Raw genomic sequence first — 15,415 nt, forward strand, 5'->3', positions numbered from 1 at the left:
GGACCACCGCCCCGGTGACGAAGGGACGGGGTGCCGGATGCGGTGGAGGCCACGGGGCGGCCGGGCGGTGCGGGGTCGGCTGCGGAGGGCGGCGGCGCGGGTGCGCGGGGCCGCCGTGCGGTGCGTGCCGCGGACCCGGCGCGGGCGGCGGCGGGCCGTACAGGGGGTGATGGCCGCGTGTGTGCTGGCGCTGGCCCCGGCCACCTGGCTGTATCTGGCGGCCGAGGGGCGGACCGGGACGGCGGCGGACGCGCCCGCCCGGGACGTGGCCGTGGTGTTCGGCGCGGGGCTGTGGGACGGGAAGCCGTCCCCGTATCTGGCGAGGCGGCTCTCGGCGGCGGCCGGGCTGTACCGGGAGGGAAAGGTGCGGGTCGTGCTGGTGACGGGCGACAACAGCCGGACGGAGTACGACGAGCCGGACGCGATGCGCGCCTATCTGGTCGCCCGGGGCGTGCCGGACGACCGCGTGGTCAGCGATTTCGCGGGCTTCGACACCTGGGACTCCTGCGTCCGGGCCAAGAAGATCTTCGGCGTCGACCGGGCGGTCCTGGTGAGCCAGCGCTTCCACATCCGGCGGGCGACGGCGCTGTGCCGGGCGGCGGGGATCGACGCGTACGGCGTCGGGGTCGACGACGTCCACGATGTGACCTGGTACTACGGCGGGACGCGCGAGGTGTTCGCCGCGGGGAAGGCGGCGCTGGACGCGCTGTTCGCACCCGACCCCCGTTTCCTGGGGCCGAAGGAACCGGGGGTCCACGAGGCGCTGGCGGCGGCCGCCGGGCGGTGACGGCACCCGGGCACGCCCTGGGCCCGGGTCAGAGCGAGGTGACCGGTGCCGTCTCGGCGGAGATCCAGCCCAGATAGCGGGCGCTGCCCCGGACCACGGGGAGCGCGATGATCTCCGGGGTGTCGTAGTCGTGCTCGCGCTCGATGTGGGCCTCCAGCTCCTCGTACCGTTCGGCCGACGTCTTGAGGAACAGGTGCCACTCCTCGGCCGTCTCGATGCCGTTCTGCCAGCGGTAGACGGAGGTGACGGGCCCGGAGATCTGGACGCAGGCGGCGAGCCGGGCCTCCACCACTCCCCGCGCGAGCGTCCGGGCCTTCTCCTCGCTGTCCGTGGTGGTGAGCACGGTCAGCCAGGCGGGCGGTGTCCGGGTCACGGTCGTCTCTCCTCGGTGCGGGCGGCGGGTCTTCTCCATTGTCGGGCCCGCCGCCCGGATCCGCGGCTCAGGCGGCGTACGGATGGGCGGCCCTGGCCTCCCTCAGCGCCCTGCCCCACCACACCAGTTGGTCCAGGAGCGCCTTGGCTGCGGCCTCGGGGCCGGCCGGGTCGCGGTGGCGGCCCTCGTCGTCGAAGAGGGCGCCCGCGTTGTGGAAGGAGACGGTGTCGCGGATGGAGACGCTGTGCAGTTCGGCGAAGACCTGGCGCAGGTGCTCGACCGCGCGCAGACCGCCGGAGATCCCGCCGTAGGAGACGAACGCGACCGGTTTCGCCTGCCATTCGGCACGGTGCCAGTCGATGAGGTTCTTGAGCGGGGCCGGGTAGGAGTGGTTGTACTCGGGGGTGACGACGACGAAGGCGTCGGCCGCCGCCAGCCGCGCCGAGACCTCGGCGAGCAGCGCCCGGTCCTCGGGCCCGGGGCCGTAGGAGAGGGCGGTCGGCAGATTCAGCTCGGCGACGTCGACCAGGTCGGTCGTGATGCCGGGGTGCTCCCCGGTCCGGGAGAGGAACCAGTCGGCGACGACGGGGGCGAAGCGCCCCTCGCGGTTGCTGGCGAGGATGACCGCGACCTTCAGCGGGGCGGTCGGGGATGCGTCGGTGGCCGGGTTTCCGGCTGTGGTGAGGTCCATGGCGAGAGGTTCGTACATCAAGTTTGGTTGAGGTCAAGCGGCGGCTCGCGGCACGTCGACGCGCGGCGCCCCACCGCCTTTCCCGGGTGTGCGTACGCCGCCTACGGTGGGCGCCATGACGACTCCCACCACCCCGCTCCCGTACGCCGAGTTCGACGGACACCCCGCCACCGAGGACGACCTGCGGGCGATGGCCTTCGCCGGATTCGGGCACTTCACGGCCATGCAGGTCAGGAACGGTCGGGTACGGGGTCTGGAGCTGCATCTGGCACGGCTGGACTCCGCGCACCGGGAGCTGTTCGGGCTGCCGCTGGAGGGGGACCGGGTCCGGGAACTGGTCCGGGGGGCGTTGAAGCGGGCGGGGGCGGTGGACGCCTCGGTGCGGGTGCACGGGATGCGGGCGCCGGACGGGGCCGGGGCCCTGCCGGTGGTCACGGTGCGCGCGCCGGCCCGGATGGCGCCGACGCCCACGAGCCTGTTGCCCGTCGCGCACGCGCGCACCGTGCCGCACCTCAAGCGGCCCGGCGATTTCGGACCGGTCCACCACGGGAATCTGGCCCGCCGGGCCGGGTTCGACGACGCGCTGCTGACCCTGCCGGACGGCGAGGTGACCGAGGGCGCGATCACCAACATCGGGTTCTGGGACGGCGCGTCGGTCGTGTGGCCGCAGGCCCCCGCGCTGCTGGGCGTCACGATGGCGCTGCTGGAGCGGGGGCTGCCGGACGCGGGCGTTCCCTCGGTGCGCCGGTCCGTGACCGTGGACGGGCTGGCCGCCTACCGCGCGGCGTTCGTCACCAACTCGCAGGGCATGGCACCGGTCGCCCGGATCGGGGAGGTCCGGTTCGCCGTCGACGAGGAGCTGATGGGCCGGCTGGCCGCGGTGTACGAGGCGGTCCCGGCGGACGAGATCTGAGGGCCGCGCCCCGAGGGGCCGCCCGGGGACAACCCGCTCCGCGGCAGGGGCCGACCGGCCCGTTCCGACGGTCCGCCCCCACCGGGCCCAGGGGGGGGCGGGTCCGGTGGGGGCGGTGGCCGGGGGCGGCGGTGTCGCACCGTCCCGTGGGGGGTGTGCTTCATGTGCCCGCCGTCGGCCGGCTCATGCGCGGGGCGTACGAGATTTTCCGCGCGGCGGAGTCACCCGATCGGCACCCGGCACCGGACCGGCCACGCCTTTGCCCGCTTTCACCGCTGTGACCTGCGGTCATGCCGGTTGGCAAGGAGGCGGCACCGGTCCGGTCGGGTGAAAGCTGACCCGATGTCAGCGCGCGTCGGCGGCGGTGCGGCGGTTGGCTCGGGGCAGGACACACCAGCCCGCGCCTTCCCGCTCGGAGGAACTCCTCATGCGCCGTCCTGCCCGCCTCGTGACCGGCACCGCCGCCGCTGCCCTCACCGCCGCCGCGCTCGGCCTGGGCGCCGCCGCCCCGTCCGCGTACGGGGAGCCGGCGGCGTCCCTGGAGATCACTCCGGCGAGCGCGGCCCCGGGTGCCGTGGTCACCGTGAACACCACCGCGTGCGGCGGCGACACGGCCGCCACCGGGGACGCGAAGTCCCTGGACGCGCCGGAGTTCCGGCTGGCCCCGGCCACGCTCCAGGAGGTGCTGGCCGGGACGTTCACCGTGCCGGGCAACGCCGAGCCGGGGCCGTACCGCATCGGTGTGGACTGCGCGAACGGCAAGCGGGCCACGGGCGAGATCGAGGTGCGGGCGGCCGGTGCCGCGTCCAAGGACACCGGGCAGTCCGCCGGTGACCGGCCCGGCGGAAACACGGCCGGCCAGGACACCTCGGACCGCGCCCCCGAGTCCGACGCGCCGGCGGACGACGCCTCCGGGAGCGGTCTGCCCTCGGACGACACCGGGAGCGGCCTGCCCTCGGACGCGTACGGCACCGAGCCGTACGGTTCGGCCGGGCTCGACGAGGCGGAGGCGGAGGGTTCGGCCCTGGTGCCGGACGCCCCGGACGCCGCCGGCCTGTCCTCGTCCGGCGACTGGGCGAGCCCGTCGCAGCGCCCGAGCGCACCCGGTCGTGCGAGCTCCTCCCCCGGCCGGGACGACACGTCCTCCGGCCACGAGACCCCGGCCGGCCGCCACCCCTCGGCCGAGCCCACCGCCCCCACGGGGCACGTGAAGACCGGTGTCGGCGGCAGCGTCGGCCCGGACACCACCCAGATCGCGGCGGGAGCCGGCGTTCTCGCCGCGACCGCCGTCGGCGGAGCCTGGCTCCTGCGTCGCCGGGCGAGCGGCACGCGGGACGGCTGACGGAGACTTCCACCTCTCCGTGACCGCCCGGTCTCCGTCCCGGTGGCCCCGCGCCACCGGGACGGGACCCCTTTCCCCCGTCCGGCACTCGTCTCCCGGAGGACGACCGTGTCCCAGAAGGCCAAGGGCTGGCTGCTCGTCGTCGCGGCGCTGGCCGGTCTCTGGCTGATCCGCAACGGGGCCGGCACCCAGCTGACGCCGCCCGCCCCGGCCGCCGCCGACGCGTTCGCCGCCGGCCCCGGGCTGCTGCCCGGCTCCCCGGTCGCCGCGCCGCTGAAGCCCTCCGCGCCGGTGCGCATCAGAATCCCCGCCATCCGGGTGGACGCCCCGATGATGCGGCTGGGACTCGGCCCGGACGGCAGTCTCGACGTCCCTCCGGCCGGGAACACCGACATCGTCGGCTGGTACAAGGACGGCACCCCGCCCGGCGCCAAGGGCACCGCGATCGTCGCCGGCCACGTCGACAACGCCGACGGGCCCTCGGTCTTCTACGACCTGGGGGCGATGAAGAAGGGCAGCACCATCGAGGTGCTGCGCCAGGACGGCCGCACGGCCGTCTTCGCGCTCGACGCGATCGAGGTGTACGAGAACGAGGACTTCCCCGACCGGCGGGTCTACGGGGCCTCGGAGCACGCCTCGCTGCGGCTGATCACCTGCGGCGGCGGCTTCTCCCCCGCGACCGGCTACCGGGGGAACGTGGTGGCGTACGCCCATCTCACCGGGGTGCGCTGACCGGCCCGCCCGGGTCCGTGCCGCTCAGGCGTGCCACTGGTCGAAGGCGAGCTTCGCGACCAGGGAGAAGACGACCACCAGCAGCACGCCGCGCACGAACTCGCTGCCCCGGCTGAGCGCCATCCGCGCCCCGAGCAGCCCGCCCGCCAGGTTGAACACGGCCATCAGGGCGGCCAGCTGCCACAGCACATTGCCCTGGTGGGCGAACATCGCGAGGGCTCCGGCGTTGGTGCAGACGTTCACGATCTTGGCGGTGGCGGAGGCCGTCACCAGATCGAGGTGGAGCACCGCGGTCAGCGCCAGCACCAGAAAGGTCCCGGTGCCCGGCCCGAAGAGCCCGTCGTACAGGCCGATCCCGCCGCCGACCAGGACGATCGCGGTGACGGTGCGGGCCCGGGTGACCTTCGGAGCCGTACCGTCCCCGGAGGCCCGGCCGAACTGGGGCCGCAGCATCACGAACGCGGCGACCGCCAGCAGCACCACCATGATCACCGGGCGCAGCACCTCGCTGCTGATCCCGGCGGCGAAGAAGGCCCCGGTCATCGAACCGGCCAGGGCGGCCAGACCGATCCGGACGGCGGTGCCGACGCGGACCGGCGCCCTGCGCGCGTAGGTGACGGCCGCGCCCGAGGTGCCGACGATGGCGACGGCCTTGTTGGTGCCGAGGACCTGGGCGGCCGGCAGGTGCGGCAGGCCGAGCAGCAGCGCGGGCAGCAGGAGCAGTCCGCCGCCCCCGACCACGGCGTCGATCCAGCCCGCCGCGGCCGCGGCGAGGCACAGCACGACCAGGGTGGTCAGGGTGATGTCAGGCATGTCCGCGACTGTATGGAAGGGGCATGTATCGCGTCCAACCGTGATCGAAAGCTTGAGCTACATCTGAGCCGGGGGCGTCCCGCGCAGGTCGAAGGCCCCTCCCCGGCCCTCACAGACGGCGGTCCGGAGCGCTGAGCGCACGGTTCCTCCCGGGAAACAGCGGGGATCCGGCCGGGTAACACCCTCCCGGCACGCTTCCTGGCATGAGGACACGGACGTGGTGTCCGCCGAGCGACGACGGAGGCCCTTGAGATGCCGGAGTCCCCTTCCCCGACCGACCGCACCTCCACCGCGACGCCCGTGCCGACGATCGTGGTCGTCGGACACGGCATGGTCGGCCAGCGTTTCCTGGAGTCCCTCGCCGAGCGCGGGCTGACGGCCGCCGCGGGCACCGCCCGGGTCGTCGTGCTCTGCGAGGAGCCCCGCCCCGCCTACGACCGGGTGCAGCTGACCTCGTACTTCGCGGGGCGGACCCCCGAGGAGCTGTCGCTGGTCGAGGACGGCTTCATGGAGCGGCACGGCTTCGAGCTGCGCACCGGCGATCCGGCGGTGTCCGTGGACCGGGCGGCGCGCACGGTCACCGCGCGGTCCGGGGAGGTCCTCGCGTACGACACGCTCGTGCTGGCCACCGGCTCGTACCCGTTCGTCCCGCCGGTCCCCGGCAGGGACGGCACGGGCTGCTTCGTCTACCGGACGATCGAGGACCTGCTCGCGATCGAGGCGTACGCGAAGAACGCGACGACCGGCGCGGTGGTCGGCGGCGGTCTGCTCGGGCTGGAGGCCGCGGGCGCGCTGAAGGGCCTGGGGCTGGAGACCCATGTGGTGGAGTTCGCGCCCCGGCTGATGCCCGTCCAGGTCGACGAGGGCGGCGGCGCGGCGCTGCTGCGCACCATCGAGGAGATGGGGCTGGGCGTCCACACGGGGGTCGGCACCCAGGAGGTCCTGACCGGCGGGGACGGCGCGGTGACCGGGATGGCGCTCTCGGACGGCTCCGTGCTCGCCACGGACCTGGTGGTGTTCTCGGCCGGGGTGCGCCCCCGCGACCAACTGGCCCGGGAGTGCGGGCTGGAGGTCGGGGAGCGCGGCGGGATCGTCGTCGACGAGGCGTGCCGCACCTCCGACCCGGCGGTCTTCGCGATCGGCGAGTGCGCGCTCGCCTCCGACGGCCGGGTGTACGGGCTGGTGGCGCCGGGCTACGAGATGGCGCGGACGGCCGCCGAGGTGATCGCGGGCGAGGAGGCCGCGTTCACCGGCGCCGATCTGTCGACGAAGCTGAAGCTGCTCGGGGTGGACGTGGCGTCCTTCGGCGACGCGCACGGCACCGCCGAGGACTGCCTCGACGTGGTGTACGCCGACGCCCGCTCCGGCGTCTACAAGAAGCTCGTCGTCGGCCGGGACGGCACGCTGCTGGGCGGGGTGCTGGTCGGGGACGCCGAGCAGTACGGCATGCTGCGCCCGCTGACCGGCACGGTGCTGCCGGTCGCCCCGGAACACCTGGTCCTGCCCGCCGGGGCCGGCGCGCCGGTCGCCCTCGGTCCGTCCGCGCTGCCCGACGAGGCGGTGATCTGCTCCTGCCACAACGTCACCAAGGGCGCGATCTGCGAACACACCACGCTCCCCGAGGTGAAGAAGTGCACCAAGGCGGGCACCGGTTGCGGCAGTTGCGTCAAGGTGATCGGCCAACTGCTCCCGCAGAGCGCGGACCAGGGGCTGTGCGGCTGCTTCGCGTACACCAGGAGCGAGCTGTACGAGATCGTCCGCACCCTGGGGATCACCTCCTACGCCGGACTGCTCGACTCGCACGGACGGGAGGAGGCGCGCGGCGGTGACGGCTGCGAGATCTGCAAGCCCGCGGTCGGTTCGGTCATCGCCTCGCTGGCCCCCACGGTCGGCGCCAGCGGCTACGTCCTGGACGGCGAGCAGGCCGCGCTCCAGGACACCAACGACCACTTCCTCGCCAACCTCCAGCGCAACGGCTCGTACTCGATCGTGCCGCGCATCCCCGGCGGCGAGATCACCCCGGAGAAGCTGATCGTGATCGGTGAGGTGGCCCGCGACTTCGGCCTCTACACGAAGATCACCGGGGGTCAGCGGATCGACCTGTTCGGAGCCCGGGTGGACCAGCTGCCGCTGATCTGGACCCGGCTCGTCGACGCGGGCTTCGAATCGGGGCACGCGTACGGGAAGTCGCTGCGGACGGTCAAGTCCTGCGTGGGGCAGACCTGGTGCCGCTACGGCGTCCAGGACTCCGTGAAGATGGCGATCGACCTGGAGCTGCGCTACCGGGGCCTGCGCTCCCCGCACAAGCTGAAGTCGGCGGTCTCGGGGTGCGCCCGGGAGTGCGCGGAGGCCCGGGGCAAGGACTTCGGGATCATCGCCACCGCCGGGGGCTGGAACCTGTACGTGGGCGGCAACGGCGGCGCGACCCCGCGCCACGCCGATCTGCTCGCCCAGGACCTGTCCGACGCCGAACTGGTGCGGCTGATCGACCGCTTCCTGATGTTCTACATCCGCACCGCGGACCGGCTGGAGCGCACCTCCGCCTGGCTGGAGCGCATCGAGGGCGGCCTGGAGCACGTCCGGGACGTCGTCGTGCACGACTCGCTCGGGCTCTGCGACGAGCTGGAGCGGATGATGGCCGACCACGTCCGCGGCTACCGCGACGAGTGGGCCGAGACCATCAACGACCCGGAGCGGCTGCGCCGCTTCGTCACCTTCGTCAACGCGCCCGACGCGCCCGATCCGTCGGTGAGGTTCGTGCCCGAGCGCGACCAGGTCAAGCCCGACCTGGACATCCTCGCCGGCCCCGTACTCGCCATCCGCACGCTTGAAGGGACCCCCTCCTGATGACGACAGAGACGATGACCCCGCGGACGACGGCTCCGCGGCCGGAGCGGGCGGCGGCCGGTGCCGTGCGGCTCGCGGCCGGGGACGGCTGGCTCACGGTGTGCGACCGCTCGGTGCTGACGCCCGGCCGGGGCGTCGCGGCCCTGCTGCCGGACGGCCGGCAGGTGGCGCTGTTCCTGGACCGGGCGGGGCGGGCGTACGCGATCGACAACCGCGATCCGTTCACCGGGGCGTACGTCCTCTCGCGCGGACTGGTCGGCTCGGCGGACGGGCAGCCGTTCGTCGCCTCGCCGCTGCTGAAGCAGCGCTTCGACCTGGCGACGGGGGCCTGTCTGGACGACGACGAGGTGTCCGTCCCGGTCTTCGAGGTCCGGGCGGACTGAGCACGGTCCGTTCACCGCGTGTTGACGCTCCGTCAACTGCGTCCCTCTACTGTCCTGACGTTCGACCCGCCGGCCGACCGGACCGGCGGGCCCTCACTCACCCGTGGAGTGATCGTGGAACGTCGGACCTTCCTTCGCACCGCCGTTGTCGGCGGCTCGGCCGCGGCCTTCGGCGGCACCCTGTGGCGGGGTGCCGCCTTCGCCGGCCCCGCCCAGCCGGCCACCGGCCCGTACGGCGCGCTCCAGGCGGCCAACGGCAACGGGATCCTGCTGCCGGCCGGCTTCACCAGCAGGATCGTCGCCCGTTCGGGGCAGACCGTCCCCGGCACCTCGTACGCCTGGCACAGCGCGCCCGACGGGGGCGCCACGTTCGCCGACGGCAGCGGCTGGATCTACGTCTCCAACGCCGAGGTCTCCTCCGGCAGCGGCGGCGGGGCGAGCGCGGTGCGTTTCGACGCCTCCGGCACCGTCACGTCCGCCTACCGGATCCTGTCCGGAACGAACAACAACTGCGCGGGTGGCCGCACCCCGTGGAACACCTGGCTGTCCTGCGAGGAGGTCAGCCGCGGCGCCGTCCACGAGACCGACCCGTGGGGTGTGAAGGCGGCCGTGCGGCGCCCGGCGCTGGGCCTCTTCAAGCACGAGGCCGCGGCGGCCGATCCGGACCACGGGTACGTCTACCTCACCGAGGACGAGACGGACGGCCGCTTCTACCGCTTCCGCCCCACCACCTGGGGCGACCTGTCCGCCGGCACGCTTCAGGTGCTGGTGGCGGGGACCGGCACCTCGGGCCCGGTGACCTGGTCGACGGTCCCCGACCCGGACGGCTCGCCCACCCAGACCCGCTACCAGGTCGCGGGCGCCAAGGTGTTCAACGGCGGTGAGGGCTGCTTCTACGCGGCGGGCACCTGCTGGTTCACCACGAAGGGCGACAACCGGGTGTGGGCGTACGACGCGGACGCGTCCAGCATCTCGCTCGCCTACGACGACTCGCTCGTCACGGGCGGCAGCGCCCCGCTGACGGGCGTCGACAACGTCACCCGGTCCGCCTCGGGCGATCTGTACGTCGCCGAGGACGGCGGGAACATGGAGATCTGCCTGATCACCCCGGACGACACGGTCGCCCCGTTCCTGCGGATCAGCGGCCAGTCGGGCTCGGAGATCACCGGCCCGGCCTTCTCCCCGGACGGCAGCCGGCTCTACTTCTCCTCGCAGCGCGGAACGAGCGGCAGCTCGTCCGGCGGCATCACCTACGAGGTCACGGGGCCGTTCCGCGGCTGAGCGCCCGGACCCCGGCCGCGCGGCGTCCGTAGCGGCGCCGCGCGGCTGCCTCTCCCGCCATCAGGCGGGCTCGCCGCCGCTCTCGACGGCCGCCGGGTCCATCCACACGACCTCCCACATGTGGTGGTCGGGGTCCTGGAAGGACCGGCCGTACATGAAGCCGAGGTCCTGGGTGTCGTTGGCGGGCGAACCGCCGTGGGCGAGGGCGGCGTCGACCAGCTCGTCCACCTTCTCGCGGCTGTCGGCGCTCAGCGCGAGGATCACCTCGGTGGTCGCGGAGGCGTCGGCGACCTCCTTCTTGGTGAAGTCCTTGAAGCGCGGCTCCTCCAGGAGCATCGCGAAGATCGCGTCGCTGATCACCATGCAGGCGGTGTGCTCGTCGCTGAACTGGGGGTTGAAGGAGTAGCCCAGCTTGCCGAAGAAGTCCTTGGTCGTCGCCAGGTTCTTGACGGGCAGGTTCACGAAGATCATCTGGGGCATGGCCGTCACGCTCTCTCGGTGGTGGGTCGGTGCGTCGCTCGAACGCGCTCACACCGGGTAGACGCCCGGACCGCCGGGAACTCATCGGCCCCGGACGAGGAAATCCCTTCCGTGCGGCGCCGGAGAGAAAACCTTTCCTCAAACGGCGGGACGGCGGCCGGGATCAGGGCACGGCCAGCGGCGCACCCCCGCGCAGCAGCGCCCCGCCGAGCGGGGTGAGCGTGTGGAGGACCGCGCTGCCGTGGCGCAGGGTGTGCACGAGGCCGGCCTCCCGGAGCACACAGGCGTGCTGGCTGGCCGAGGCGAGGGAGACCCCGGCCCTGCGGGCCAGCTCGCTGGTCGTGCAGCCGTCGCCGATCACCCTCAGGACCGTGGACCGCGTGGAGCCGAGGAGCCGGCCGAGCCAGGGGCCCGGTTCGGCGAAGGCGGGGGCCGCGGCGTGGGTGACCGGGTAGACGAGCACCGGCGGGAGCAGCGGGTCCCGGAAGACGACCGGGGTGCCCCGGCAGAAGAAGGACGGCTGGAGGAGCAGCCCGCGGCCGTCCAAGTGCAGTTCCCGGTCGAAGGGGTAGTCCGCCTCCAGGACCGGGGCGCGCCAGCGGATGACCGGCGGGAGCGAGGCGAGCAGCTCCTCGGGGCCGCCGTCCAGCAGGGCCCGGCCGCGGACGGTCCGGTCGGCCTCGATGCTCGCCTGGATGTGCGGCCAGTAGGGCTCGACGGCGGCGCGGTGGTAGGCGCGCAGCGCGCCGATGAGCCGCCCCAGGGGCTCCGTGCGCCCCTCCCCCAGCGCGTCGGGCTCCAGCGGCCGGAGCGCGCGCCGGGCGGCGCCCCTGCCGCAGGCCGCGGCCTGGGTGCCCAGCACCGCCAGCTCGGCGCGCAGCCGCTCGGGCGGGGTGTCGCGCAGGACCTCGATTCCGCCCGCGAAGTCCAGCGGCTCGGGACCACCGCCGGAAGGCGTCAGAAAGTCGGGGAAATAGCCGCGGGATGGCACGACGGAGGACAGCAGGCGTACTTCACTATTCAACCGGGTCCGGGTTTCCGTACGCCATTTCCCGAAGACCGTGGAAGCCCGGCGGTCCCTGAGCCGGTGAAAGCTGAGAATGGTCTCCCATAATGCGTCCGGCCGGGTGGCCATCCGCACCGTGGAAAGGTCCCATCCGGACACATGGATACGCAGCACCGAACCCCCACCCCTTGCACGTGCAATTACCCCTGCCCAAGAGTATGCGAAGCGTAACTACCCGTCACCACGGGGTTTCGGCCAGAGCTGAAACGTCTCGCCCGGACCCGTCGCCAACCGAAAGGCTGTACGGCGTCGGGTGCGATTCCGGAACCACCGGAAGAGCGGGTGAAGGCCGTGGGGGGTTTTGCTCGTTCGGCGGCGGTTGGTGACGGTGCGGCTCCGCACGCGACGGGGGTAAGAGGGGTGCGGTCCATGGGTGGGGATCCATGGACCGCACCCCGGTCCGTTCCGGGCCCGCCCGCGGGCATGGGCCGATCTCTTTGCGCATTAAACGAAAAGGGGAATGGCGGAGCGGCGGCACCCCCGCACAGGGTGCCGCCGCTCAGGGGGAATTCCGTGGCCGCCGCCGGGACCGCCGAGGGTCTCCCGGTCCGGCACCGGCCTCCGGAATCGGTCGCTCGGGGGTCAGCGGCTGTCGCTGCCCTTCGCCTCCGCCGCCGCCCGGCCCGCTTCGAGGCGCGCCACCGGAATGCGGAACGGGGAGCAGGAGACGTAGTCCAGGCCCACCTCGTGGAAGAAGTGCACCGACTCGGGGTCGCCGCCGTGCTCGCCGCAGATGCCGAGCTTCAGATCGGGGCGGGTGGCCCGGCCGGCCGCGACCGCGCTGCGCACCAGCGAGCCGACGCCGTCCTTGTCGATCGTCTCGAACGGCGACACCCCGAAGATGCCCTTCTCCAGGTACGCGGTGAAGAACGAGGCCTCCACGTCGTCGCGGGAGAAGCCCCACACGGTCTGGGTCAGGTCGTTGGTGCCGAAGGAGAAGAACTCCGCCGCCTCGGCGATCTGACCGGCGGTCAGCGCGGCGCGCGGCAGCTCGATCATGGTGCCGATCTTCAGCTTGAGGTTCGTGCCGGTGGCGGCCTGGACCTCGGCGATGACCCGGTCGGCCTCCTCGCGGACGATCTCCAGCTCCTGGACCGTGCCGACGAGCGGGATCATGATCTCGGCGCGCGGGTCGCCCTTGGCGTTCTTGCGCTCGGCGGCGGCCTCGGCGATCGCCCGGACCTGCATGGCGAAGAGTCCGGGGATGACCAGGCCGAGCCGGACCCCGCGCAGACCCAGCATCGGGTTCTGCTCGTGCAGCTTGTGCACGGCCTGGAGGAGGCGCAGATCGTTCTCGTTGGCGTCCTTGCGGGACTCCGCGAGCGCCACGCGTACGGAGAGCTCGGTGATGTCGGGCAGGAACTCGTGCAGCGGCGGGTCCAGCAGCCGTACGGTGACGGGCAGTCCGTCCATCGCCTCGAACAGCTCGATGAAGTCGGCCTTCTGGAGCGGCAGCAGCTCCTCCAGGGCCGTCTCGCGCTCCTGGTCGGTGTCGGCCAGGATCAGCTTCTCGACCATCTCGCGGCGCTCGCCGAGGAACATGTGCTCGGTGCGGCACAGGCCGATGCCCTGGGCGCCGAACCGCCGGGCCCGCAGGGCGTCCTCGGCGTTGTCCGCGTTGGCCCGCACCCGCAGCCGGCGCACCCGGTCCGCGTACGCCATGATGCGGTGCACGGCGGCGACCAGTTCGTCAGCGTCGTCGGCGCCCGCGTGCATCCGGCCCTCGAAGTACTCGACGACCGGGGACGGTACGACGGGTACCTCACCGAGGTACACCTTGCCGGTGGAGCCGTCGATGGAGACGAGGTCGCCCTCCTCGATCACCGTGCCGCCGACCGTCATCCGGCGGCGCTTGGTGTCGACCTCCAGCTCCTCGGCACCGCAGACACAGGTCTTGCCCATGCCGCGCGCCACGACCGCCGCGTGCGAGGTCTTGCCGCCGCGCGAGGTCAGGATGCCCTCGGCGGCGATCATGCCTTCGAGGTCGTCGGGGTTGGTCTCGCGGCGGATCAGGATGACCTTCTCGCCGGAGCGGGACCACTTGATCGCGGTGTACGAGTCGAAGACGGCCTTGCCCACGGCGGCGCCCGGCGAGGCGGCGATGCCCCGGCCCAGCAGCTCCGTCTTCGCGTCGTCGTCGAACCGCGGGAACATCAGCTGCGCGAGCTGCGCGCCGTTGACCCGCTGGAGGGCCTCGGCCTCGTCGATGAGCCCCTGGTCCACGAGCTGGGTGGCGATCCGGAAGGCGGCCCCGGCGGTGCGCTTGCCGACCCGGGTCTGGAGCATCCACAGCCGGCCGCGCTCGATGGTGAACTCGATGTCGCAGAGGTCCTTGTAGTGGGTCTCCAGCGTCTCCATGATGCCCATGAGCTCGTCGTACGACTTCTTGTCGATGGACTCCAGCTCGGCGAGCGGCATGGTGTTGCGGATCCCGGCGACGACGTCCTCGCCCTGCGCGTTCTGCAGGTAGTCGCCGTACACGCCCTGGTGGCCGCTGGCCGGGTCCCGGGTGAAGGCGACGCCGGTGCCGGAGTCGGGGCCGAGGTTGCCGAAGACCATGGAGCAGATGTTGACGGCGGTGCCGAGGTCGCCGGGGATGCGCTCCTGGCGGCGGTAGAGCTTGGCCCGGTCGGTGTTCCACGATTCGAAGACGGCCTTTATGGCCAGGTCCATCTGCTCGCGCGGGTCCTGCGGGAAGTCGCGTCCGGCGTCCCGGGCGACGATCTTCTTGAACTGCTTGACCAGCTTCTTCAGATCGGCCGCGTCCAGGTCCACGTCGACGGTGACGCCCTTGGCCGCCTTCGCCTCCTCAAGCGCCTCCTCGAAGAGGTCGCCCTCGACCCCGAGGACGGTCTTGCCGAACATCTGGATGAGCCGGCGGTAGGAGTCCCAGGCGAACCGCTCGTCGCCGGACTGGGCGACGAGACCGGTCACGGAGGCGTCGGAGAGCCCGATGTTGAGGACCGTGTCCATCATGCCGGGCATGGAGAACTTGGCGCCGGAGCGTACGGAGACCAGCAGCGGGTCGTCCGCCTGGCCGAGCTTCTTGCCCATCCGGGTCTCCAGGGCGTCGAGGTGCGCACTCACCTCGTCGCGCAGGGCGGCCGGCTCCTCACCGCTGTCGAGGTAGACCTTGCACGCCTCGGTCGTGATGGTGAACCCGGGAGGGACGGGAAGACCGAGGTTGGTCATCTCGGCGAGGTTGGCCCCCTTCCCGCCGAGGAGGTCCTTCAGATCTTTATTGCCCTCGGTGAAGTCGTAGACGAACTTCTGCACATCACTGTTTTCCGACACGGTCTCGACTCCTCGAAGACGCGGTGGCTGCCCTGACGGCGAGGAACATACCCAGATCGAAGGTGCGTGGGTACGTCCACTTGCGCGTCGTACGGCCGCAACCACCCGTCCGCCAGCAGATCGAAAGTGGAGCGAGTCGGAGTCCCGCCGGATTCATTCGTTCATTTCTTAAACGCATAACTACGCACCGCGATCATTTTTCGTCACTTTCGCGACAGTGCGTAAGGGAAGCGTCGATCGATCAAAGTGTGAGCCGCTGGCACGCAGTGCCGTCATTTGAGAAGTGCATCCCCCGAAAGAGCGCTCATGTGAGCGATCAAGGCATCAGGCGTGGCGAGGATCACGCCGGAGGGGCCGCTCAGATGTCACCATCCGGACACCTGAAGGGCAGCGGATGGTGCCGACCCGGTCAC

At 72.4% G+C, this 15,415-nt stretch carries 13 protein-coding genes; 7 read left to right on the forward strand and 6 right to left on the reverse strand.

Translation table 11 applies throughout. The features are described from left to right. Window positions 1-37: 37 nt before the first annotated feature. Window positions 38-787 carry a vancomycin high temperature exclusion protein gene (locus ACFVDM_RS04400; protein ID WP_383633003.1) on the forward strand — a complete coding sequence of 250 codons (750 nt, stop codon included), beginning with the start codon at window positions 38-40 and terminating at the stop codon, window positions 785-787. A 28-nt stretch (window positions 788-815) separates the two neighbouring features. On the opposite strand, the gene cutA is transcribed toward ACFVDM_RS04400, so the two are convergent. Continuing rightward, complete coding sequence (cutA, locus tag ACFVDM_RS04405; protein WP_383633006.1) at window positions 816-1,160, reverse strand: divalent-cation tolerance protein CutA; 345 nt, start codon at window positions 1,158-1,160, stop codon at window positions 816-818. Between the two features lie 67 nt (window positions 1,161-1,227). After that, window positions 1,228-1,851, reverse strand: a complete 624-nt coding sequence (locus ACFVDM_RS04410) for an NADPH-dependent FMN reductase (RefSeq protein ID WP_383633009.1) — start codon at window positions 1,849-1,851, stop codon at window positions 1,228-1,230. 115 nt (window positions 1,852-1,966) lie between these two features. Here ACFVDM_RS04410 and ACFVDM_RS04415 point away from each other — a divergent pair, with 115 nt between their 5' ends. The 3 genes from ACFVDM_RS04415 (at window position 1,967) to ACFVDM_RS04425 (ending at window position 4,838) form a co-directional block, all read left to right on the forward strand. Next, the gene (locus tag ACFVDM_RS04415; RefSeq protein WP_383633012.1) at window positions 1,967-2,764 is read left to right on the forward strand and encodes an aminotransferase class IV; all 798 of its coding nucleotides are present in this window, start codon (window positions 1,967-1,969) and stop codon (window positions 2,762-2,764) included. 427 nt (window positions 2,765-3,191) lie between these two features. Continuing rightward, window positions 3,192-4,106 (forward strand): hypothetical protein, encoded by a 915-nt coding sequence (locus ACFVDM_RS04420; RefSeq protein WP_383633015.1) that lies wholly within the window; start codon window positions 3,192-3,194, stop codon window positions 4,104-4,106. Between the two features lie 108 nt (window positions 4,107-4,214). After that, on the forward strand, window positions 4,215-4,838 hold the full coding sequence (locus tag ACFVDM_RS04425; protein WP_383633018.1) for a class F sortase: 624 nt from the start codon (window positions 4,215-4,217) through the stop codon (window positions 4,836-4,838). Window positions 4,839-4,862: 24 nt separating this feature from the next. Here the strand turns inward: ACFVDM_RS04425 and ACFVDM_RS04430 are convergent, their stop codons facing one another. Continuing rightward, window positions 4,863-5,651, reverse strand: coding sequence for a sulfite exporter TauE/SafE family protein (locus ACFVDM_RS04430; RefSeq protein ID WP_383633021.1), 789 nt, complete (start codon window positions 5,649-5,651; stop codon window positions 4,863-4,865). Window positions 5,652-5,903: 252 nt separating this feature from the next. On the opposite strand from ACFVDM_RS04430, the gene nirB reads away from it, so the two are divergent. The 3 genes from nirB (at window position 5,904) to ACFVDM_RS04445 (ending at window position 10,162) form a co-directional block, all read left to right on the forward strand. Next, window positions 5,904-8,498 carry a nitrite reductase large subunit NirB gene (nirB, locus tag ACFVDM_RS04435; RefSeq protein ID WP_383633024.1) on the forward strand — a complete coding sequence of 865 codons (2,595 nt, stop codon included), beginning with the start codon at window positions 5,904-5,906 and terminating at the stop codon, window positions 8,496-8,498. A 14-nt stretch (window positions 8,499-8,512) separates the two neighbouring features. Beyond that, window positions 8,513-8,881, forward strand: coding sequence for a nitrite reductase small subunit NirD (nirD, locus tag ACFVDM_RS04440; RefSeq protein WP_383633544.1), 369 nt, complete (start codon window positions 8,513-8,515; stop codon window positions 8,879-8,881). Between the two features lie 114 nt (window positions 8,882-8,995). Then, on the forward strand, window positions 8,996-10,162 hold the full coding sequence (locus tag ACFVDM_RS04445; protein ID WP_383633027.1) for an alkaline phosphatase PhoX: 1,167 nt from the start codon (window positions 8,996-8,998) through the stop codon (window positions 10,160-10,162). A 60-nt stretch (window positions 10,163-10,222) separates the two neighbouring features. Here ACFVDM_RS04445 and ACFVDM_RS04450 read toward each other — a convergent pair whose 3' ends face one another. The 3 genes from ACFVDM_RS04450 to ppdK all read right to left on the reverse strand — a co-directional run bounded on the left by ACFVDM_RS04450 (window position 10,223) and on the right by ppdK (window position 15,002). Then, window positions 10,223-10,642 (reverse strand): VOC family protein, encoded by a 420-nt coding sequence (locus ACFVDM_RS04450; RefSeq protein ID WP_383633030.1) that lies wholly within the window; start codon window positions 10,640-10,642, stop codon window positions 10,223-10,225. A 163-nt stretch (window positions 10,643-10,805) separates the two neighbouring features. Next, entirely contained in the window at window positions 10,806-11,822 is a 1,017-nt protein-coding gene (locus ACFVDM_RS04455; protein ID WP_383633033.1) for an ArsR/SmtB family transcription factor, read from the reverse strand. 468 nt (window positions 11,823-12,290) lie between these two features. Further along, window positions 12,291-15,002, reverse strand: a complete 2,712-nt coding sequence (ppdK, locus tag ACFVDM_RS04460; protein ID WP_383633036.1) for a pyruvate, phosphate dikinase — start codon at window positions 15,000-15,002, stop codon at window positions 12,291-12,293. Between the last annotated feature and the right edge of the window lie 413 nt (window positions 15,003-15,415).

The organism is Streptomyces sp. NPDC057682 (assembly GCF_042799575.1).
GTDB lineage: Bacteria > Actinomycetota > Actinomycetes > Streptomycetales > Streptomycetaceae > Streptomyces.